17 protein-coding genes and 1 pseudogene are annotated in these 20,535 nt (G+C 72.3%); 9 read left to right on the plus strand and 9 right to left on the minus strand.

All coding sequences use genetic code 11. From position 1 onward, the window contains the following. Positions 1-1,450 (plus strand): LCP family protein (locus tag JFN87_RS07475; RefSeq protein ID WP_245178914.1); only part of this gene is annotated, 1,450 nt, incomplete at its 5' end. Positions 1,451-1,603: 153 nt separating this feature from the next. Beyond that, the gene (locus JFN87_RS07480; RefSeq protein ID WP_209339115.1) at positions 1,604-2,914 is read left to right on the plus strand and encodes an LCP family protein; all 1,311 of its coding nucleotides are present in this window, start codon (positions 1,604-1,606) and stop codon (positions 2,912-2,914) included. A 59-nt stretch (positions 2,915-2,973) separates the two neighbouring features. On the opposite strand, the gene JFN87_RS07485 is transcribed toward JFN87_RS07480, so the two are convergent. Next, positions 2,974-3,303, minus strand: coding sequence for a MarR family winged helix-turn-helix transcriptional regulator (locus tag JFN87_RS07485; RefSeq protein ID WP_209339116.1), 330 nt, complete (start codon positions 3,301-3,303; stop codon positions 2,974-2,976). A gap of 524 nt (positions 3,304-3,827) precedes the next feature. On the opposite strand from JFN87_RS07485, the gene JFN87_RS07490 reads away from it, so the two are divergent. Beyond that, the gene (locus tag JFN87_RS07490) at positions 3,828-6,068 is read left to right on the plus strand and encodes an FUSC family protein (RefSeq protein ID WP_209339117.1); all 2,241 of its coding nucleotides are present in this window, start codon (positions 3,828-3,830) and stop codon (positions 6,066-6,068) included. Between the two features lie 27 nt (positions 6,069-6,095). Here JFN87_RS07490 and JFN87_RS07495 read toward each other — a convergent pair whose 3' ends face one another. Next, entirely contained in the window at positions 6,096-7,277 is a 1,182-nt protein-coding gene (locus JFN87_RS07495; protein WP_209339118.1) for an acyl-CoA dehydrogenase family protein, read from the minus strand. Between the two features lie 206 nt (positions 7,278-7,483). On the opposite strand from JFN87_RS07495, the gene JFN87_RS07500 reads away from it, so the two are divergent. Both JFN87_RS07500 and JFN87_RS07505 read left to right on the plus strand, forming a co-directional pair. Then, a complete protein-coding gene (locus JFN87_RS07500; RefSeq protein WP_209339119.1) occupies positions 7,484-8,827 on the plus strand; it encodes a UDP-glucose dehydrogenase family protein in 1,344 nt (447 codons plus the stop codon). A gap of 129 nt (positions 8,828-8,956) precedes the next feature. Beyond that, positions 8,957-9,319 carry a VOC family protein gene (locus JFN87_RS07505; protein ID WP_209339120.1) on the plus strand — a complete coding sequence of 121 codons (363 nt, stop codon included), beginning with the start codon at positions 8,957-8,959 and terminating at the stop codon, positions 9,317-9,319. A gap of 58 nt (positions 9,320-9,377) precedes the next feature. Here the strand turns inward: JFN87_RS07505 and JFN87_RS07510 are convergent, their stop codons facing one another. The 3 genes from JFN87_RS07510 to JFN87_RS07520 form a co-directional block, all read right to left on the minus strand. Then, positions 9,378-10,484, minus strand: a complete 1,107-nt coding sequence (locus tag JFN87_RS07510; RefSeq protein ID WP_209339121.1) for a CU044_5270 family protein — start codon at positions 10,482-10,484, stop codon at positions 9,378-9,380. Beyond that, positions 10,481-11,113, minus strand: coding sequence for an RNA polymerase sigma factor (locus JFN87_RS07515; RefSeq protein WP_209339122.1), 633 nt, complete (start codon positions 11,111-11,113; stop codon positions 10,481-10,483). The genes JFN87_RS07510 and JFN87_RS07515 overlap by 4 nt, the downstream gene beginning before the upstream one ends. A 105-nt stretch (positions 11,114-11,218) precedes the next feature. Continuing rightward, positions 11,219-11,545, minus strand: coding sequence for a YrhK family protein (locus JFN87_RS07520; protein WP_209339123.1), 327 nt, complete (start codon positions 11,543-11,545; stop codon positions 11,219-11,221). 135 nt (positions 11,546-11,680) lie between these two features. Between JFN87_RS07520 and JFN87_RS07525 the strand changes: the two genes are divergently transcribed. Beyond that, positions 11,681-12,562 carry a cyclase family protein gene (locus tag JFN87_RS07525; protein ID WP_307865351.1) on the plus strand — a complete coding sequence of 294 codons (882 nt, stop codon included), beginning with the start codon at positions 11,681-11,683 and terminating at the stop codon, positions 12,560-12,562. Between the two features lie 43 nt (positions 12,563-12,605). Here JFN87_RS07525 and JFN87_RS07530 read toward each other — a convergent pair. The 3 genes and pseudogenes from JFN87_RS07530 to JFN87_RS07540 all read right to left on the minus strand — a co-directional run. Next, a pseudogene (locus JFN87_RS07530) lies at positions 12,606-13,934 on the minus strand (lipopolysaccharide biosynthesis protein); the annotation flags it as partial. Next, entirely contained in the window at positions 13,927-15,213 is a 1,287-nt protein-coding gene (locus JFN87_RS07535; protein ID WP_372449195.1) for a DegT/DnrJ/EryC1/StrS family aminotransferase, read from the minus strand. The pseudogene JFN87_RS07530 and the gene JFN87_RS07535, both read right to left, overlap by 8 nt. Positions 15,214-15,405: 192 nt before the next feature. Then, a complete protein-coding gene (locus JFN87_RS07540; protein WP_209339125.1) occupies positions 15,406-16,398 on the minus strand; it encodes an RNA polymerase sigma factor SigF in 993 nt (330 codons plus the stop codon). A gap of 350 nt (positions 16,399-16,748) precedes the next feature. On the opposite strand from JFN87_RS07540, the gene JFN87_RS07545 reads away from it, so the two are divergent. Then, on the plus strand, positions 16,749-17,117 hold the full coding sequence (locus JFN87_RS07545) for an STAS domain-containing protein (protein ID WP_209339126.1): 369 nt from the start codon (positions 16,749-16,751) through the stop codon (positions 17,115-17,117). 174 nt (positions 17,118-17,291) lie between these two features. Next, the gene (locus JFN87_RS07550; protein ID WP_209339127.1) at positions 17,292-17,774 is read left to right on the plus strand and encodes an ATP-binding protein; all 483 of its coding nucleotides are present in this window, start codon (positions 17,292-17,294) and stop codon (positions 17,772-17,774) included. A 171-nt stretch (positions 17,775-17,945) separates the two neighbouring features. On the opposite strand, the gene JFN87_RS07555 is transcribed toward JFN87_RS07550, so the two are convergent. Further along, the gene (locus JFN87_RS07555; RefSeq protein WP_209339128.1) at positions 17,946-19,466 is read right to left on the minus strand and encodes a peptide MFS transporter; all 1,521 of its coding nucleotides are present in this window, start codon (positions 19,464-19,466) and stop codon (positions 17,946-17,948) included. 334 nt (positions 19,467-19,800) lie between these two features. On the opposite strand from JFN87_RS07555, the gene JFN87_RS07560 reads away from it, so the two are divergent. Then, positions 19,801-20,478: a response regulator transcription factor gene (locus JFN87_RS07560; RefSeq protein ID WP_030897302.1), complete on the plus strand. Its 678-nt coding sequence runs from the start codon at positions 19,801-19,803 to the stop codon at positions 20,476-20,478. Positions 20,479-20,535: the final 57 nt, after the last annotated feature.

Below are 20,535 nucleotides of genomic sequence, written 5' to 3' on the forward strand. Positions count from 1 at the left end.
GCCGGGCGGCAGGCCCCCGGGGCGGCGCCCCGGCCGCAGGCACGGCGCGGCCGGCGTCCCGGCGCCGCGCTGGGGCATGCGGCTCGCCACCGCACTGTCGGTCTTCGTGCTCGGCGCGGGCGGCATCGGCCACGCGGTCGTGACGAGCCTGGACAGCGGCATCGGCCGCGTCGACCCGTTCAAGGACATGAAGAACAGGCCCGCGGCCGGACACGGCATGAACCTGCTGCTGGTCGGCACCGACGGCCGGTCCACCATCACCGCGGCGCAGAAGCGCGAGTACCACCTGGGCGGCGCGCCCTGCCACTGCACCGACACGATCATGCTGGTGCACCTGTCGGAGGGCGGCGAGCGCGCCAGCGTCGTCAGCCTGCCGCGCGACAGCTACACGCGGCTGCCGTCGCCGTCGAAGGGCGGGTCGGGGTCGACGTATCCGGCGAAGCTCAACGCGGCCTACGCCCAGGGCGGCCCCGGGCTCACCGTGAAGACCGTCGAGTCCATGACGGGCGTCAAGATCGACCACTACCTGGAGGTCGACTTCACCAGCTTCATGCGGACCGTGGACGCGCTGGGCGGCGTGTCCATCTGCACGCCGCGGCGGCTGAAGGACGCGAACACGGGCCTCGACCTCGCCGCCGGCACGCACAGGCTGAACGGCGGGCAGGCGCTGCAGTACGTGCGCTCCCGGCACATCCAGGGCGACGCGAGCGCCGACCTCGGCAGGATGCAGCGGCAGCAGCGGTTCGTGGCGGCGATGATCAAGCAGGCGACGAGCAGCGGCGTGCTGCTCAACCCGGTGAAGCTCAAGGACGTCGTGTCGGCCGTGCTGGACTCGGTGCGCGCCGACCCCGGTTTCGGTCCCGGGCAGCTGCTGTCGCTGGGCCAGGCGATGCGCGGCTTCTCGCTCTCGTCGTCGGAGTTCGCTTCCGTGCCGCTCGCCGATCAGGGCGTGACGCTCGCGGACGGCGGCTCGGCGGTGAAGTGGGACCCGGTGAAGGCCAAGCAACTGTTCCGCGCGGTGCGCGAGGACAAGCCGCTCGCGCCCCCGCACAAGGCCACGCCCCCGGCCGGGCGGGGCGCCACGGTGGTGGACGTCGACCCTGGCCGGATCCGGGTGCAGGTCTACAACGGCACGTCGACGGACGGCCTCGGCAAGCGCGTCGACGACGCGCTCAGGGCGACGGGCTTCGACACCACGCGCGCGCCCGGGACCAAGCCGGCGCTGAAGGCGAAGGCCACCGTCGTCGAGTACGACCCGCGGTGGGACCGCTCGGCGCGGTCGCTGGCCGCGGCGCTGCCGGGCAGCCGCCTCAAGGCGGTGAAGGGGCAGGGCGGGACGCTGAAGGTCGTCGTGGGGAAGGGGTTCACGAAGGTGGCTCCCGTGCGGGCCGAGGCGCAGCCGAAGGGCGCCTTCGGCACGGTCACGGGCGACCAGGTCGTCTGCCCCTGACCACGGCGCCGACCGGCCCGGGAGCCGCGGGCCCGGTGACCCGTTTCACACATGTGTGGATCCCGGTGCCATTGCATCAGGTTGGCAACAGGCCCGGTGCGATTTACCCCGTGATCTGTCTGGCCCCCGCCACCGCCCTGCACACTGGACCGCATGAGCGAGTGGCCCGAAGGATGGAACGGCGAGCGTCCCGAGCGCTACGGGCGCGGCAGCGCCAGCGCTGAGCCCGAGGGGGCGCGCGCGATGCCGCACGTCCAGCGCGGGAACGTTCCCCCGCGCCAGCGCGGGCGCTACGGCATCCCGCCCCAGCAGGCGCCAGGCGGGTACGGCGACCAGTACGGCCAGGGCGATCCCTACAGCCAGGGTTACGACAGCGGCTACAACACCGGCCAGGTGTACGGCGGCGGCCGGGGCGGCGGTCCTGGCGACAGCCACGGCGGCGGCCCGTACGGCCCCGGCGGGACGGCGGCGCCGCCGAGGCGCCCGGCGAACTGGGGCCGGCGCATCAGGTACGGCGTGCTGGCGCTCGTCGTCGTGGTGCTCGGCGTCTCCGTGGGCACGTACTTCTGGGCCGACTCCAAACTGCACAAGGACGTCGACCTGTCCAAGGTGATCGACCGGCCGGCCGGGGGCGCGGGCACGAACTACCTCATCGTCGGATCCGACAGCCGCAAGGGCATGACCAAGGAGCAGGAGAAGAACCTGCACACCGGCGCCGCCGAGGGCCAGCGGACGGACTCGATGATGATCCTGCACGAGGGCGCCGGCGGCCCGGCGCTGATCTCGCTGCCCCGTGACACGGACATAACGCTGCCCTCGTTCAAGGGCAACGAGTCCGGCAAGATGTACCCGGCCAGGCCCGGCGTGCACATGAAGCTGAACGCGGCGTACGCGACCGACGGCCCGACGCTCCTCGTCCGCACCATCGAGGCCAAGACGGGGCTGCGCATCGACCACTACGTGGAGATCGGCTTCTCCGGCTTCGCCAACGTCGTCGACGCCATAGGCGGCGTCCACATGAAACTGGACCACGGGTTCAAGGACAAGTACTCGGGCGCCGACTTCAAGGCCGGCGAGCAGACGCTCAACGGAAAGCAGGCCCTGGAGTACGTGCGCACCCGGCACGCGTTCGCGACCAGCGACCTTCAGCGCGAGAAGAACCAGCAGAAGTTCCTGTCGGCGCTGGCCTCGCAGACGGCGACGCCGAGCACGATCCTCAACCCGTTCAAGCTGTACCCGGCGCTCGGCGCGGGCCTCGACACGCTGACGGTGGACAAGGACATGTCGCCGTACGCGCTGGCCAAGATGTTCTTCGCGATGAAGGACGTGACGGGCGGCAACGGCGTCTCGATGACGATGCCGGTCTCCGGCAACCGCGGCGGGAACCTCGTCTGGGACCAGGCGAAGGTCAAGGAGCTGGTGAACGAGCTCAACAACGGCCAGAAGGTCACCGTCACCGGCTGACCTGCTCGCCAGCCGGTCCTGAGGGCCGCCGGGTCCCCCCTGGACGGGCCTGGCGGCCCTCAGTGCGTCGCGCGCGGCTCCGGCGTGGGCGCCGCGTCCTCCCCGGTGAGGTAGCGCTCGGCGACGGCGCGGTTGTAGCGCTCGAACATCTCGCCGAGCGTGCGCAGGTCGTCGTCCTCCCAGTCGGCGAGAAGCTCCGCGAAGCCGTCGGTGCGCTCGCGGCGTACCGTCTCGGCGCGGGCGATCCCCTCGGCCGTCGGGGTGATCAGGGCGCGGCGGCGGTCGGGCGGCTCGCAGCGGCGCTCCACGAGGCCCGCACGCTCCATGGCCGCGATCTGCCGGCCCGCGGTGGACGGGTCGAGGCCGAGCCGTTCGGCGAGGGTCTTCATTTGCTGGCCAGGGCACGTACACGCGGCTAACTCGATCGTGTGGTGGTCGGCTTCCAGGCTTGCGGTGTCCTGGGCTGTTCGCGCTACGGTGATCGTGCGATCCGGGACGCCGGGTACGGCGTCAGCGTGCGGAGCCCTCGCTCCACCGGAGTGATGGTTCGAGGCCTCCCCGTCGCCTCTGGCCGTACCCATCTGGCCAGGTCGTGAGGGAACCGGCCTCCTGGGATCGGACCACGGACGAGATCCGTGTCGCTGCCTCGGGGTTGAGTACGCCGGAGACCAGTGCGCCCAAGACCGTTCGGGGCGTGCGGCTGTGTGGATCAACTCCTGCTCAGTCCACAGGAACGGTTGGATGGCCGGGTCTGCAGGGAGCATCCGTCACATGTGACAAGGCTCCCGCCACGACCAGGGCCTGAGCAGGCTGCGGCAGGCCATAGGTGCCGCCGTCGCGGTGGCGAGCGCCATGGCCCTGGAGGATGGTTCCTCCGGGGCTCTGCACCCCGCCGGGCACCCTCGTCACGGTCATGCTCGGCACCATCGTCGCCATGATGGGCTCGATGGCCCTCGGCGGCATCCCGGCCACCACCAAGGTGTGGACCGCCGCGGGCTTCCCGTTCGCGCTCGGCACCGGCCTCGTCCTCGGCATCCTCGTGAGCGGCAGCACCACGCTGATGCTGTCCGCGTTCGTCGTCGTGATGTTCGCCGCCGTCTACATCCGCCGCTTCGGGCCCGCGTTCTTCTTCTACGGCTTCATGGTGTGGATGGGGTACTTCTTCGCCGCCTTCCTGCACCCCACGCTCGCCCAGCTGCCGGGCCAGCTCGCGGCCGTCGCCGTCTCCGCCGCCTGGGTGCTGCTGCTGTCCCTGACCGTCCTGCGCACCAACACCCGCCGCACCCTGCGCCGGATACGCCAGGCGTTCGACGCACGCTCGCGGGCCGTCGCCCGGGCCGCCGCCGACCTGCTGGAGTCCGAAGATCCGCAGAAGGCCGGACGCCGGCGGCGCCTGCTGCACGCGCGGCAGCTGGGGCTCGCGGAGACGGCGCTGATGATCGAGGGCTGGTCGGGGCAGCCAGGCGCCCTGCCGGGCGGCTGGAGCGGCCCCGCGCTGCGCCGCCGCATGCTCGACCTCCAGCTCGCCGTCGAGGCGCTGGCCACCGCCGCGGGCTCCGCGACGGAGGCGGACGGCCCGACGAGGCAGGCGGCGGCCCGCATCGCCAGGGCGCTCGCCGACCGCGACCTCGCCGCCGTCGAACGCCTCGCGCTCCCCCTGCTCGACCCGTCCGCGCTCGTGCCGCGCCCCACCGGCAGGCCCGGCGACCGGGGACCGGGCTCGATGGCCCTGCCCGCGGCGCCCACGAGCGCGTCCGGCGCGACCGGGGCCGTCGAGGGCGTGTGGGCGGCGAGCCACCTGGCGGCCGCGGCCATGGAGTACGTGGACCTGGCACGCCAGGGCGACGCACCGCCCGCCACCGGGACGAGCGAGCAGGAGTACGAGCCCGCGGTCCAGCTCGCGATGGGCAACCTGCCGGGATCCGCCGCCATCGCGGGCGGCGTCGCGGCGCGCGGCCGGCACTGGAACGTCTTCGCGCGCATGAAGCTCACCACCCGCCAGGCCATCCAGGTGGCCGTCGCGGGCGGGGTCGCGATCCTCGTGGGGCGGGAGATCAACGAGCAGCGCTACTACTGGGCCGTCATCGCCGCCTTCGTCGCCTTCACCGGCACGGCCACCCGCTCGGAGACGACGCTCAAGGCGACCAACCGCGTCGCCGGCACCCTCGTCGGCCTGGGCGCGGGCATCGGCATGGTGCACGTGACGGCCGGCCACACGCTCACCGCGCTCGCCGTGATCATCCTGGCCATGGCGTGCGGCTTCTACCTGGTGCGCATCTCGTACGGCCTGATGATCTTCTTCGTGACGATCATGGTCTCGCAGCTGTACAGCATTCTCAACGAGTTCTCGCCCGGCCTGCTCATGCTGCGCCTGGAGGAGACCGCGGCGGGCGCGGCCATCGGCATCCTCGTGGGCCTGCTCGTCCTGCCGACCTCGACGCGCGACACCCTGCACAGCGCGCGCACCACGTTCTACTCCGCGCTCTCCACGCTGCTCGAAGGCGTCGCGGGACGCCTCGACGGCTCGGAGCCGGAGACGGACCTCGACGCGCAGGCGCGCGCCATCGACCACCAGGTGCGCGGCCTCGCGCTCGTCGCGTCCCCGCTGACCAGGCCGCTCGTCTGGGGCAACGACCCCAGGCTGACCCGGCACCGGCTCACGCTGTACGCGGCGGTCTCGCGCCGCGGCAGGACGCTGGCGCTGGCCCCGCAACGGCTCGAGGTGCCCAACGCGGCGGCCGAGTACGCGGACGCGGCCAGATCGCTCGCCGCCGCGGCCGCCCACCTGGCCGACCACCCGGCCCTCACGGCCGCGCCGCACGCCGACGTCGAGCAGCATCTGAGGGACGCGGAGCACACGGTGCTCGCGCGCCGCCCCGAGTGCTCGGCGCAGCTGCCGCCCGTCGGCCTCGCGCTGACGCAGCTCGGCCAGCTGCTGCGCGAGCTGGCCGCCGTACGCCCGCTCTCGGGCCCCAAGCACCGCAGGACGCCGCCGCCGAAGCTGCGGCTGCTGGCGAGCTCGGCGTCCGGGACGTCCGGGGCGTCCGGCGACTCCGGGCCCGCGGGCGAGGAGGACGGCAGGCCCGAGCCGCCCGGCGGCCGGGTGCCCACCGCGTCGGGAGCGGCCGGCCGGGAGCGCCCGGCACACCACTGAGGCAGCGGGTACCGGGCGCAGGGGGCGTCAGGGCAGGTTCCGCGCCATGACCACGCGCTGGACCTGGTTGGTGCCCTCATAGATTTGTGTGATCTTCGCGTCGCGCATCATGCGCTCCAGCGGGTAGTCGCGCGTGTAGCCGTAGCCGCCCAGGAGCTGGACCGCGTCCGTGGTGATCTCCATGGCCGCGTCGGATGCGTAGCACTTGGCGGCCGCGCCGAAGAACGTCAGGTCCTCCTTGGCCGAGCCCTGGCTCACGCGCTCGGAGCGTGCGGCGGCCGCGTAGGTGAGCTGCCTGGCGGCCTCCAGCTTCATGGCCATGTCGGCGAGCATGAACTGGACGCCCTGGAAGTCGCCGATCGGCTTGCCGAACTGCTTGCGCTCCTGGACGTAGCCCTTCGCGTAGTCCAGGGCGCCCTGCGCGATGCCGAGTGCCTGGGCGGCGATGGTGATGCGGGTGTGGTCGAGGGTCTTCATCGCGGTGGCGAACCCGGTGCCCTCCTCGCCGATGATCCGGCTCGCGGGGATGCGGACGTTGTCCAGGTAGACCTCGCGGGTCGGGGAGCCCTTGATGCCGAGCTTCTTCTCCGGTGCGCCGAAGGACACGCCCTCGTCCGACTTCTCCACGACGAACGCGCTGATGCCCTTGGTGCGCTTGTCGGGGTCGGTGACGGCCATCACCGTGTAGTACTCGGAGACGCCCGCGTTGGTGATCCAGCGCTTCACGCCGTTCAGCACGTACGCGTCGCCGTCGCGCACGGCCCTCGTCTTCATGCCGCCCGCGTCGGAGCCCGCGTCCGGCTCCGAGAGGCAGTACGAGAACATCGCGTCGCCGGCGGCGAGCGGCGTGAGGTACGTGCGCTTGAGGTCGTCGCTCCCGGAGAGCACGACCGGCAGCGAGCCGAGCTTGTTCACCGCGGGGATCAGCGACGACGAGGCGCAGACCCGCGCGACCTCCTCGATGACGATCACGGTGGCGAGCGCGTCGGCGCCCGCGCCGCCGTACTCCTCCGGGACGTGGATGGCGTGCAGGTCGCTGCCGACCAGCGCGTCCAGCGCCTCCTGCGGGAAGCGCGCCTCCTCGTCCACCGCCGCCGCGAAGGGCGCGATCTTCGCCTCCGCGAGGCCGCGCACCGCGTCGCGGAGCGCCTCGTGTTCCTCTGCGGGGCGGTACAGGTCAAAGGCTGACGACCCAGTCGTTCCGGCCACGGTTCTCACTCCCGGGAGGCTGCTGCTAACTACCGTTAAGTAACCCGATACTAGAGCGCCGCACGCCCCAAGGCATAGGTGAGCCGGAGCACAAGGGGGGCGGGCGCGGGCGGGGCACAGCGGCTGAGGTGCGCGCGGGGGTCGCGGATATGCTCGGGCCGCGCCCTGTCGGCCGCAACCGTCCGCCGCAACCAATGGAGCAGCTCATGGCCCTCAAGATCACCGTGATCGGCACCGGCTACCTCGGCGCGACGCACGCCGCGGCCATGGCGGAGCTGGGCTTCGAGGTGCTGGCGCTCGACGTCGCCAAGGAGAAGATCGACGCGCTGCGCGCCGGGCGCGCCCCGATGTACGAGCCGGGCCTCGAAGAACTGCTGCGCAGGCACGTCTCCGGGATCGAGGGCTCGTCGGGGCGGCTGCGCGTGACGATGGACTGGGCGGAGATCGCCGACTTCGGCGACGTGCACTTCGTCTGCGTCAACACCCCGCAGAAGCAGGGCGAGTACGCCTGCGACATGTCGTACGTCGAGAGCGCGATGGACTCGCTCGCCAAGCACCTCGGCAAGGCCGCGCTCGTCGTCGGCAAGTCGACGGTGCCGGTGGGCAGCGCGGACCGGCTCGCGGCGCGGCTGGCCGAGCTTGCGCCCGCGGGCGGCGAGGTCGAGCTGGCGTGGAACCCGGAGTTCCTGCGCGAGGGGTTCGCCGTCGAGGACACGCTGCACCCGGACCGGATCGTGGTGGGCGTGCGCAGCGAGCGGGCCGAGCGTCTGCTGCGCGAGGTGTACGCGTCCCCGATCGCGGAGGGCACGCCGTTCGTCGTGGCGGACTTCGCGACGGCGGAGCTGGTGAAGACGTCGGCCAACTCGTTCCTCGCCACGAAGATCTCGTTCATCAACGCGATGGCCGAGGTGTGCGAGGCCGCGGGCGGCGACGTCGCGACGCTGGCGGAGGCGCTCGGGCACGACGAGCGCATCGGGCGCAAGTTCCTGCGCGCGGGCATCGGGTTCGGCGGTGGCTGCCTGCCGAAGGACATCCGCGCGTTCATGGCACGCGCCGGCGAACTCGGCGCCGACCAGGCGCTGACGTTCCTGCGCGAGGTCGACTCCGTCAACATGCGCAGGCGCGGGCACATGGTGGACATGGCGCGCGAGGCCGTCGGCGGCGAATCGTTCCTCGGCAAGCGGGTGGCTGTGCTGGGCGCGACGTTCAAACCGGACAGCGACGACGTGCGCGACTCCCCCGCCCTCAACGTCGCCGGGCAGATCCACCTCCAGGGCGGTCAGGTCACGGTCTACGACCCGAAGGGCATGGACAACGCGCGCCTGGTGTTCCCCACGCTCGGCTACGCGACGTCCGCGCTCGAAGCGGTGCGCGGCGCGGACGTCGTCCTGCACCTGACGGAGTGGCGCGAGTTCCGGGACCTCGACCCGGCGGAGCTGGGCGCGGTGGCCTCGGTGCGCACGGTGCTCGACGGGCGCAACGTCCTCGACCCGGCGCGCTGGCGCGACGCGGGCTGGACGTACCGGGCGATGGGCCGCCCGAACGCCTGACGCGGCGCGCGGCGGCCCCGTACGCGCCCCCTTACCTGTGTTCAATGGTGGGTACCCGTAAGGCCCGTACAGGGGCAGCGGACGCGGGAGCGAGGCGTCCGGCCCCCCCGACTGCCCGGAGGATCACCCATGCCCGTCGCCACCACCCGCGCCATCGCCATCGACGCCCCCGACCCGGTCGCACTCGCGCGCTTCTACGCGGGGATCGTCGGCGGGGAGATCAACGACGACGGGAACGGCTGGGTCGAGCTGGACGCGCCGGCCGGCACGCGGCTGGCGTTCCAGGAGGCGCCCGGCCTCGTGCCGCCCGAGTGGCCGTCCGCCGACAAGTCGCAGCAGCTGCACCTGGACTTCACGGTCGCCGATCTGGACGAGGGCGAGCGCGAGGTGCTGCGGCTCGGCGCGACCCCGCTGGACACCGACGACAACGGCCGCCGCTTCCGCGTCTACCGCGACCCGGCGGGCCACCCGTTCTGCCTCTGCGTCGACTGAACGAGCCGGGCGGCCCGCCGCGGGCGGCGTCGTGGGGCGGCGTCGTGGGGCGGCGGGTTCAGCCGGCGGCCGAGGTGCCGGCGTCCTTCTCCGGGACCATGCCGTGCTGGTCGACGATGCCGCGCCGCAGGATGGCGACGGAGCCGGCGAGGACGTCCGTCCTGCCGGGCTTCCTGTCGGCGGTGGTGTACCAGCGCGAGCCGAGGAGCGCCAGGCTGTGCTTGTCGAAGATCCACACGTCGCGGCCCGCGGAGGTCGGGTCGTCGCGGGTGATGCCGATGCCGTGGCGGCCGGCCGTGTCCACCGCGTCGGGCACCTCACGCACGCCGGGGATCTCGGCCATGGCGCGGTAGAGGGCCGCGGCGTTCTCGGGCGGCATGAGGTTGTTGCTCAGCATGTCCCCGATCGTCTCGAAGACCGCCTGGTCCCTGGACTCGTGCTTGCCGGCCTCGCTGTGCGCGGCCAGCAGCTTGAGCAGCGCGTCTGGGTCGGTCGGCAGGGACGCGAGCCACCGGTAGGTGGGCCGGTCGAACCCGGGTCCCTCGGCGCCGCTGCTGTCGGAACCGTCGGGGACGGAGGTCTCGATCGGGGTGTCCTCGCCGGGCATGAAGGCGTCCTTGCCGGTCTCGCGCATCCAGCCGAGGACCGTGACGGGGGCCGGGTTCTGCGACATCCACCGCTCGGTCCTGTGGGGCCTGCCCAGCTTCACCGGGCCGTCGAACGTCCCCGTGTTCTCCCGGACGAGGCTGCGGATGTAGACGAACTGGCTGTCCTTGACCGGTACGGCATCGGTCTTCAGGGAGGCGTCGGCGATCCTGTGGAGCGCGGTGACCGCCTGCGGCGCGCGGTGCGACGAGGCGGCGGGAGCGTCACCGGGCCCGCCGGTCAGTGTGACGGCCAGGGTCCCGGCCAGGGCGAGCGAGGCGGCCGGCACGAGCACGGCGGGCCGCAGCAGCCTGCGCCGGGGCAGCAGCCTGCGCCGGAGCGGTGGGACGAGGGGCGCGGTGGCGTCGCGGTCGTGGTCGATGTGCTGCATCAGGAGGTCCTTGTGGTGGAGGTGACGCCCGGCGGGCAGGTCGAACTCCACGGGCCGCGGCAGCAGTCGGGCCAGCTCCTCCACGTCGTCAGGCCGGTGGCCGGGACGGGGCGGTTCGGCGGCGTTCATGAGTTCTCCTCCCGTAGGGGCAGGGCCGCGAAGGCGGCTTCACTTCTTCCCTCTCCGCGGGTCTTCCGCGGTTCCCAGCGTTCCCGGTGCTCCCGGTGCTCCTGTTGTTCTTCGCTGAGCCTGCTGAGGCGGGCGCGGGCGCGTGAGAGACGCGACCGCACGGTGCCCACCGGCACCCCGAGCGCCTCGGCGGCCTGCGCGTAGTCGAGACCCGACCACACGCACAGGGCGAGCACCTCGCGTTCCTGGCGGCGCAGCCCGCTCAGCGCGGCGTGGACGGCCGCCAGCCTGCGGGAGTCGTCGAGGCGGCCGGCCGTCTCCTCGGCGAAGTCGGGCACCGCGGGCGGGGGCGGCCGGTGGGCGAGGAACGCGAGACGCCGCCGCAGGCCGCGGTTGGCGTTGTACGACTTGTGCGTCGCGATCCCCAGCAGCCAGGGCGCGAGCGAACCGCCCTCGGGTTCCAGCCGTTCCCGGTGCGACCAGGCGGTCAGGAAGGTCTCGGACATCACCTCCTCCGCCGTCGACCAGTTGCCCGTCAGCCGCAGGACGTGGTTGTAGACCGGCCGCGCGTGCTCCTCGTAGAGATCGGCGAACGCCTGGCGGTCCCCCGCCCGGATGCGCGCACGCATGCCGTCTCCGTCGTCAGTGTTCCTCACACCCGTTGTCTCTCCGCGGGCCGGCGCGGGTTCCTGTGGCGTGCCTCACGCCGTGCGGCCGGGCGGCGGACCGGACCTCTAGTAGTCCTGGACGGAGTCGGCGGCGGCGCCAGAGGCGGCCCTCGCGCCGCCCGCCCCGTCCGGGGACTCGCGGATGCGCCGGATGTGCACATGGCGGGTGAGCCGGATCACCGGCCGGATCAGCAGTTCGACGCTGCCTATGAGGAAGCACCACGTCCCCGTGGTGGTCCAGTCCTCGGAGAAGAACATCACGCTGCCGACGATGAACCACAGCGCGACGAGGATGTCGTTGAGGATGCTGGCGACCTCGTAGCGGCGGCGTACGACCAGTTCGTCGTGCCCGATGTGCAGTGTCAACGGCTGAGAAGGCGTGCTGTTACCCATGCGCCCAGGCTACGGCGGCGCCCGGATCGCGCCGTGGCCGCCGCGGTGGCGGACCGCGCCGCGGGGCCCGTTCCGGCCGCGCGGTACGTTGCCACGAGCCGAGCCGACGAGTCGCCGATGAGGGGAACCGAGCGCGTGAGCACTTCGACCGAGCCTGAGATCCCGGACAACTGGGGGCGGTGGGGAGCCGACGACGAACTCGGCACCCTCAACCTGATCACCGACGAGGTGCGCGCGCGGGCCGCCGCCGAGGTGCGGACGGGCCGGTGGGCGTCGCTGGCGCAGCCGATCGTCCCCAACCCGATGATCAGCAGCCCGTTCGCGCCGACGACGGTGGACGTCTCGCCCGTGCAGCAGGTGATGACCCACACCGGGGTGGGCGTCGCCGCCGACCTGATGCTGGTGACGAACCATCACGCGAAGTCGACCCACATCGACGCGCTCGCCCACTGGTCGACGGGCGACGAGGTCTACCCCGGCCGTCCCAGGAACCAGGTCGTGACGCCCGCGGGCGTGGCCTTCGCGTCGACGTCGGCCTTCGCGGCCGGGATCGTGACGCGGGGCGTCCTGCTCGACCTGGCCGCCGACGGCCCGCTGCCGTCCGGACACGCGGTGACGTCGCGCGACTTCGAGGAGGCCGAGGAGCGGCAGGGCGTGGAGGTGCGGCCGGGTGACGCGCTCGCGGTGCGGTTCGGCTGGCCGGCCGACCCGTTGATCGCGGACAGGCCGACCCCGGGCATCAGCCTCGACGCGGTGCGCTGGATGCACCGCCGCGGGGTCGCCCTCTACACGGGCGACAGGGGCGACGCCTACCCGGCGCTCGACCCCGAAGGACCGTCCCCGCTGCACGGCGTCGCGCTCGGCCGGATGGCCATGCCGCTGATCGACGCGTCACACCTGGACGATCTCGCCGCGCTGTGCGCGGAGTTGGGGCGCCACAGCTTCCTGCTCACCGTCGCGCCGCCGCGTGTGCACGGCATGACGGGAAGCCCGGTCAACCCGACCGCGGTGTTCTGACCCGGCGCGGGGGGCCGCCGAGCCGGTGCCGCCCCCGGCCGCCCCGGCCGGGTGGCGGGACGCGCAGCGCCCTGCGCAGGCCGGGCGCCGCGAACAGGGCCACCAGGACCATCGAGCACAACACGGCCGTGCCCGCGCCCGCGATGCCCGTACGGCCCATCAGCACGGCCGCGCCGCCCAGGACGCCGAGGCACATGGCGCCCTGGAGCGCGGCCAGCACGCCCGTACGGCCCTGCACGCGCAGCACGCCGATGTACAGCTCGACCACCACCCTCGGGAGTGTGGCCAGCGCAAGCAGCCGCAGCACCGTCGTGCCGTGCGCGGCGTACGAGCCGCCGAACGGTGCCAGCACCAGCGGCGCGAACGCCACGATCACCGCGACCACGGGCACGAGGAGCAGCAGCATCCTGCGCAGCGCGCCGCGTACGCCTGCCGCGAGACCGGCGGGGTCGTAGGAGGCGTGGGCCGTCAGCGACGAGGCCATGTTGATGGCCATGAACTCCATCGTGCCGCCGACGGTGTACGCCGTGTAGAAGAAGGCGTTGTGCGCGGCGTCGAACCGCACGGCCACCATGACGGGCAGCAGGTTGATCATCGCCAGGCTGAACAGCGAGCCGACCGAGTCGCCCGCCATGAAGCGGGCCACGTCGGCGTAGCGCAGCGGCGGCCGCCCGCGGTCGGCCGCCGCCTGGCGGGGGATGAGCCTGCGGAAGGCCAGCCAGCCGAGCGGCACGACGGACAGCGCCATGGCCGCCGCCCAAGACACGAACACACCGAGCACCGGCAGCGCCGCGGCGAGCGCGGCCAGCAGGACGAGCTTGCCCAGCGAGAAGGCGGCGTTGCCGACGGGCACCCAGAACGACTTCCTGAGCCCTGTGAGCACGCCCTCCTGGAGGGTGAGGATCGCCCACACCACGCAGGACAGTGTGAAGACCAGCCCGGGCACGAGCCCGCCGAGCGGCGCGTACGACGGCCCCCACCAGCCCAGTGTCGCGAGGAACACCAGGGACGCGGCGCACACCACCAGGGAGCTCACCGCGTACACCCGCCGCACCAGCGGTCCCGTGCCGCGTCCCGCACGCGGGACGTACCGCACCACCGCGCCGAACATGGTCGTCGCCGTGATGGACGCGAGCAGCCGCATCGCCGCGATGGCCGCCGACCCCTGCCCGACCGCGTCCTCCGTGTAGTAGCGCGCGGCGACCAGCCAGAACCCGAGCCCCAGCGCCGCCGACACACCGGTCGACAGCATGAGGGCGTACGCGTTGCGGAACAGCGAGCCGGCATCGGCGCCCGAAGCTCCACCGCCGCCCGAATCGGCCGGCGTGACCGGGAGTTCGGGGCGGTCGGGCAGTCTCGCCGTGTCAGCCACCCCCACCACTGCCCTCCGCCGCGCCGTCGCGCGCGAGTGCCGCGGGCGGCCGTACGGGGGTGATCGGCAGGCCGTCGAGCACCCGCAGCACCTCGTCGGCCCTGCACGGGTTGACCGGGAGGGCGTGCCGCGCGAACCACGCGGCCGGGCGGGGCAGTGGCGAGGGGTCGGTGAAGGCGGCGGAGTCGTCCGCGGTGGAGCCGTCCGCGGCGTAGACGTCGAGCGGCGGGTCGTAGAGGTACCCGACGGTGATGCGCCGGCGGGCGAGCGCCGCGATCGCCGCGTCCCGGTCGGACACCAGCAGCGGTACGCGGAAGAGCGGTTGGGCCCTTGTACCGCCTGTATCGCCGGCGTCCGGCTCGCCGTGACCGCTCCCCCAGCGCGAGCGCAGCAGCGCGGCCGTGCCCGCCCGGTGCAGCGCCAGGCGCCGGTCCAGGTCCCCCAGCAGGCGGGCGGTGCGCCGCAGCCGGACGCCGCCCGGCGCGATCCTGTAGGGGTGCATGTCGACCCGCACCCACGACTCGAACGGGTCGAGGCCGGGCGCTGCCGCGATCGCCCGCCTCAACTCCCCTGCCCGCAAAGGCATCCGGATCTCCTGGCGCTCCTCGGCGCCGAGCAGCCGCAGCGCCAGGTGTGCCGCGCGCACGAGCCGCAGCCCCCGCACACCCGCCTCCGCGTACGGGCGGACCGCGTAGAGCGCCTCGGAGGCCGACGCGGCCGGTTTGAGCAACGCGTCGCGCAGCGCGGTCAGTTCCGCGCGCAGCCCCGGCTCCGCGAACGCCAGGAACCCGCCCGTCTTCGCCCCCACGTGCTTGGAGAGGCTGAAGGCGGCCGCGTCGCCGACGGTGCCCACGGCCCGGCCGTCCGGCAGCCGGCTGCCGATGGCGTGCGCCGCGTCCTCGATCAGCGGGATGCCCGCGGTGTCGCACCGCTCGCGCAGCGCGGCCACCGGGTCGGGGTTGCCGTACAGGTTGGTGGTGACGACGGCGGAAAGGCCGCGCCAGGTCTCCTCGGGTACGGCCGCCACGTCGATGGACCCGTCGATCGGGTCCAACGGCGCCTGCACCGGACGCAGTCCGGCCGCGAGCACGACGAAGAAGATGACGTCGTCGTTGACGGGCGACATCAGCACCCGCCCGCCGGGCCTGCACCAGTGGCGCAGCGCCACGTAGAGCGCCAGCCTGCACGACGGTGTGTACAGGCACTCCCTGCCGAGACGCCGGCCCATCAGCGCCTCGAGCGCCGTGGTGCCCTCCGGACGGCCTTCCCCACGCGCCATGCCGATCCCCCCTGCCCCGGCGCTCAATGTGACCCATACCGGACGGCACGTCAATAAGGCATCCGGCCGATCCCGAGCCCTCCACGGCCACCGGCCGCGCGGGGCGTCTCACCGCACGCACGACCGCACCCCGCCGGATCCTCCCGGCGGGGCGCGGTCGCGTTCGGGTTCCGGCCTCGGGCCGCGCGGTGCTCACTCCTCCAGCGTGAGCCCCTTGCGGAGCTTGACCAGCGTGCGCGAGAGCAGGCGCGAGACGTGCATCTGCGAGATGCCGAGCTCCTCGCCGATCTCGGACTGCGTCAGGTTCGCCACGAAGCGCAGCGACAGGATCCGCCGGTCGCGGTGCGGGAGCCCGGCGATCAGGGGCTTGAGCGACTCGATGTACTCGATGCCCTCGATGCCGTGGTCCTCGTAGCCGATGCGGTCCGCGAGCGCGGCCTCGCTGTCGTCCTCCTCGGGCTGCGCGTCGAGCGAGCTCGCCGTGTAGGCGTTGCTCGCCGTCATGCCCTCGACGACCTCCTCGCGCGTGAGACCCAGGGCCTCGGCGAGCTCGCCGACGCTCGGGGCGCGGTCGAGTCGCTGCGCGAGTTCGTCGCTGGTTTTCGCCAGGTCGAGGCGGAGCTCCTGGAGCCTGCGCGGCACCCGGACCGACCACGAGGTGTCGCGGAAGAAGCGCTTGATCTCGCCGATGATCGTCGGCATGGCGAAGGTCGGGAACTCGACACCGCGGCTGAGCTCGAACCGGTCGATCGACTTGATCAGGCCGATCGTCCCCACCTGGACGATGTCCTCCATGGGCTCGCTGCGGGTGCGGAAGCGGGACGCCGCGAACTTCACGAGGGCGAGGTTCAGCTCGACCAGGGTGTTGCGCACGTAGGCGTGCTCGTGGGTGCCCTCCTCCAGCGCCTCGAGACGCGCGAACAGCGTCTTCGACAGCGCTCGCGCGTTGACCGCGCCCATCTCGCCGAGTGCCTGCTGAGAGGGGATGCCGGTCGGGTGCTCGCCTTCGAGGACCGCGTAGTCGGCCACCGCGCAGTCGGCCGGCACGTCCTCGGCCACCGTGTCGCCGGGCACCGTGTCGCCGGGCGCCGATGTGACGTCGGCCACAGAATGTTCGCGCGTTGATACCGACGGCGCGAGCGGGGTACGCGCTTCGTCGAGCCGGGGTGACATGGTCTCCTCCATCGTTCTCGGCATATGGCTGCCGATGCCTGTTCGCATCGCTTGCGGCGTGCGGCGCCTCCCAGTGCCGTGCCGTGTCGTATCTGTCTCCCTCTAGCCCTACCTGCTGGGCACTGACGGTTGCAAGTGCCAATTGTCCCATTTGTCATGCATTGTTGGCTAGTTCGGCTACCCGGTGGCGACTGAAAGGCGTAATGTTCGAGCGGCGTCCGCGGTCGGCCCGTCCGCGGCGGCCGCCGGTCGGCCGGGCCACACGGTCCACGCGCGATCAGCGCGGCCGACGCGCTGTCGAACAGAACACACGCACCACCACTATGCGAAATCACGGGCAAACCACGGCGAAAAGGGACGGGATGGACCGCCAGACGGTCGGCAGTACGAACCAGGGCCGACTCAGGGTCGAGGTTCGCACCGAGGGCCGCAGCGAGGTCGTGACAGCGGCCGGCGAACTCGACCACCACACGGCCGAGCTGTTGCGCGTCCCACTGGACGAAGCGCTCGAGCAGGGCAGGTCACGGCTGGTGATCGACTGCTCACAACTCGAGTTCTGTGACTCGACGGGACTCAACGTCCTGCTGGGTGCCCGCCTCAAGGCGGACGCCGTCGGCGGCGGTGTCCACCTGGCCGCGATGCGGCCCGTGGTCGCGAGGGTCTTCGAGATCACCGGCGCGGACGCGGTCTTCGGCGTGCACGAATCGCTGCACGCCGCACTGGCGGAGTGAGGGTGTGAGTCCGATCCCGGCAGGGTGCTGTCGCGTCGCCGGGTGTTGTCCCGCCGCTCCGGGTGTCGTCACGGCCCGGACGGGCAGAAGACTCCCGCGGGCCGCACACATCCCTGCAATCACTCTCAGTGTGGCACTCATGGCAAATTGGCGAATCGGTGAGGTGAAGCGCTGATGAGCACCACCCGGCAGCCATCGCCGGGCGACCTCGGCCCCGAGCCGGACGCCGAGCAGGCATCCGCGTCCGGGGGGACGAACCGCACGCTCGCGCTGGAGAGCGCCAGCGGCGTCGTCCCTCTCGCCCGCGACTTCACCCGTCAGGCTCTCTACGACTGGGGCTGGCTGCCCGCCTCCACCGCCGACGGGCGGGCGGCGGCGGAGGACGTCCTGCTGGTCGTGTCGGAGCTGGTCACCAACGCGTGCCTGCACGCGGAGGGACCGGAACGGCTCCGCGTGTCGACCGCCTCGAAGGTGCTGCGCCTCGAGGTCACCGACCGCGGCGCGGGCCAGCCGGCGCCCCGCACCCCGCACCGGGCCGGCCGGCCCGGCGGCCACGGCATGTTCATCGTGCAGCGGCTCTGCCTCGACTGGGGCGTGCACCGCATGACCGACAGGCCCGGCAAGACGGTCTGGGCGGAACTGGCCGCGCCGGCGTAATCCGGCACCCCCGCCGCGGAGCCGGGCGTGGCACCGCCCACACCCCCCGCAGCCGCCGCCTTCCCGCGTCCGCATGCCGGCGCCCAGCGTGGCCGTCGGCGTGCGCGCGTGCCGCCCGTGGGCGAGGCCCCTTGCCGCCGCCCTCCCGGCGGCGGTAAGGGGCCTCGCGCGTCAGTGAACCTCGCCCATCAGGTCGCGCACGCGCCGCCGGTACATGAACACGGCCACACCCGCGAGCACGGCGAGTGCCGCCTCCAGCGTGACCACGCCCGTGCTGTTGAGGCCGACGTGCGCGATGGACAGCAGTCCCGTCACCGAGTCGCCCGCCGTCACGGCCAGGAACCACACGCCCATCATCTGGCTCGCGTACTTCTCCGGCGCCATCTTCGTCGTCACCGAAAGGCCGACCGGCGACAGGCACAGTTCGCCCACGGTCTGTATCAGGTAGATGCCGACCAGCCACATCGGCGAGACGAGCGACCCGTTCGACGCCATGAACAGCGGGATCAGGAAGAAGAAGAACGAGAGGCCGATGAACGCCAGGCCGACCGAGAACTTCACCACCGTGCTCGGCTCGGAGCCGCGCCGGTTGAGTCGCAGCCAGAACCAGGCGAGCACGGGCGCGAGCGCCATGATGAAGATCGGGTTGAGCGACTGGTACCAGGACGTCGGGAAGGAGAGACCCAGCACGCTGTCGGACGCCTTGTTGGTGCCGAACGCCTGGACCGTCGAACCGCCCTGGTCGTAGATCATCCAGAACACCGCCGCGGCGACGAAGAACCAGATGTAGCCCGACATCTTGCCCTGCTCGCCCGTCGACAGCGACCGGTCGCGCTTGATCCGCCACAGCACGCCCGCGGGGATGATCAGACCCGCGACGGTCAGCGGGATCATCACCCAGTTGGGCGTGAAGTGCCCGCTGAGCACGATGATCGCGTAGGCGACCACCGCGACGGCCAGCCAGGTGAAGCCCTTGCGCAGCCACGCCGAGCGCTCCTGCGGGGACAGCGGCTGCGGGACCTTGCTGCTCTCCGGGCTCAGGTTGCGGCTGCCGATGAGGAACTGGGCGAGGCCGAGGGCCATGCCGACGGCCGCGAGCGCGAAGCCCAGGTGCCAGCTGACCTTCTCGCCGACGGTGCCGATAGCCAGCGGGGCGAAGAAGGCGCCGACGTTGATCCCCATGTAGAAGATCGTGAAACCGCCGTCCCTGCGCGGGTCGTCCGGCCCCTTGTAGAGGTGCCCGACCATGGTCGAGATGTTGGCCTTGAGCAGGCCGGAGCCGAGCGCCACGAGGGCGAGGCCCACGAAGAAGGTGCCGGAGCCCGGCAGGGCCAGCGTCAGGTGCCCCACCATGATCGTGCCGGCCGCGACCGCGACCGTCTTGCGCGGGCTCCACACCCGGTCGCCCAGCCAGCCGCCCGGCATCGCGAGCAGGTAGACCAGCGAGTTGTAGATCGAGTAGATCGCCGTGGCGGTGGCGAGGTCCATGCCGAGGCCGCCGGTCTGCAGGCCCTTGGACGCGTCGGGACCGCCGGACAGCAGGTAGATCGTGAGCAGCGCCCGCATGCCGTAGAAGCTGAACCGCTCCCACATCTCGGTCATGAACAGGGTGGCCAGGCCGCGCGGGTGGCCGAAGAAGGTCTTGCCGCTGCCGGGTGGGCTCGACGCGTCCTTCGTCGGTGTGGTCGCCATGGTGTTCCTTGCTCGTGATGGCGCACCGGCCGTGGGGTGGCCGGGACCGTGGGGGGTCAGGGGGCCTTGTGGGCCGCCGGGCCCGTGGGGGAACCGCCTGCACACAAAAAAGACCTTTGGCAGCTTCATCGCCAAAGGTCCTAGGTAGTACTACAGGCCTCGCATAACCATACGGCACGCTATAGGCCTATTTGAAAGTACTTGAGAGATGAGTCACAGGTAATCGGCACGGTTGACACCATAAATCGAAGGCGAAACCCTGCTTCCCAGACCGTACCGCAGGCTCGGTCGATCGTTGCCCGAGCGATGCCGTCCGCGGACTACCATCACGTCCATGACCCGAGTACTGCTCGCCGAGGACGACGCTTCCATTTCCGAGCCGCTGGCCCGCGCCCTCCGCCGAGAGGGGTACGAGGTCGAGGTGCGCGAGGACGGGCCCACAGCCCTCGACGCGGGACTGCAGGGCGGCGTCGACCTGGTCGTGCTCGACCTCGGCCTGCCGGGCATGGACGGCCTCGAGGTGGCCCGCAGGCTCAGGGCGGAGGGCCACGCGGTGCCGATCCTGGTGCTCACCGCGCGCGCCGACGAGGTCGACACGGTCGTCGGGCTAGACGCGGGCGCCGACGACTACGTGACGAAGCCCTTCCGCCTCGCCGAACTGCTCGCCCGGGTGCGCGCCCTGCTCAGGCGGGGCGCCGCGGAACCCGCGCCCGCGCCCGCCACCCACGGCGTGCGCATCGACGTCGAATCGCACCGCGCCTGGATGGGCGATGACGAACTGCAGCTCACCGCGAAGGAGTTCGACCTGCTGCGGGTCCTGGTCAGGGACGCGGGCCGGGTCGTCACGCGCGATCAGCTGATGCGCGAGGTGTGGGACACGACGTGGTGGTCGTCCACCAAGACGCTCGACATGCACATCTCCTGGCTGCGCAAGAAGCTCGGCGACGACGCGGCCAACCCCCGCTACATCGCCACGGTACGCGGCGTCGGCTTCCGCTTCGAGAAGAGCTGACCCGCCCGGCCGCGGGCACCGGCCCGGGCGACCCCGAGCCACCCATGCCCGGAGGGC

The organism is Streptomyces montanisoli (genome assembly GCF_017813245.1).
Taxonomy (GTDB): Bacteria; Actinomycetota; Actinomycetes; order Streptomycetales; family Streptomycetaceae; genus Streptomyces; species Streptomyces montanisoli.

Coding starts and splice junctions, on each gene's coding strand:
- JFN87_RS07505 (WP_209339120.1), top strand. CDS start 8,957: ATGCCCGTCGCCACCACCCGCGCCATCGCCATCGACGCCCCCGACCCG.
- JFN87_RS07515 (WP_209339122.1), bottom strand. CDS start 11,113: ATGCGTGCGCGCATCCGGGCGGGGGACCGCCAGGCGTTCGCCGATCTC.
- JFN87_RS07560 (WP_030897302.1), top strand. CDS start 19,801: ATGACCCGAGTACTGCTCGCCGAGGACGACGCTTCCATTTCCGAGCCG.
- JFN87_RS07520 (WP_209339123.1), bottom strand. CDS start 11,545: ATGGGTAACAGCACGCCTTCTCAGCCGTTGACACTGCACATCGGGCAC.
- JFN87_RS07545 (WP_209339126.1), top strand. CDS start 16,749: ATGGACCGCCAGACGGTCGGCAGTACGAACCAGGGCCGACTCAGGGTC.
- JFN87_RS07485 (WP_209339116.1), bottom strand. CDS start 3,303: ATGAAGACCCTCGCCGAACGGCTCGGCCTCGACCCGTCCACCGCGGGC.
- JFN87_RS07480 (WP_209339115.1), top strand. CDS start 1,604: ATGAGCGAGTGGCCCGAAGGATGGAACGGCGAGCGTCCCGAGCGCTAC.
- JFN87_RS07490 (WP_209339117.1), top strand. CDS start 3,828: ATGCTCGGCACCATCGTCGCCATGATGGGCTCGATGGCCCTCGGCGGC.
- JFN87_RS07510 (WP_209339121.1), bottom strand. CDS start 10,484: ATGAACGCCGCCGAACCGCCCCGTCCCGGCCACCGGCCTGACGACGTG.
- JFN87_RS07550 (WP_209339127.1), top strand. CDS start 17,292: ATGAGCACCACCCGGCAGCCATCGCCGGGCGACCTCGGCCCCGAGCCG.
- JFN87_RS07540 (WP_209339125.1), bottom strand. CDS start 16,398: ATGGAGGAGACCATGTCACCCCGGCTCGACGAAGCGCGTACCCCGCTC.
- JFN87_RS07500 (WP_209339119.1), top strand. CDS start 7,484: ATGGCCCTCAAGATCACCGTGATCGGCACCGGCTACCTCGGCGCGACG.
- JFN87_RS07535 (WP_372449195.1), bottom strand. CDS start 15,213: ATGGCGCGTGGGGAAGGCCGTCCGGAGGGCACCACGGCGCTCGAGGCG.
- JFN87_RS07555 (WP_209339128.1), bottom strand. CDS start 19,466: ATGGCGACCACACCGACGAAGGACGCGTCGAGCCCACCCGGCAGCGGC.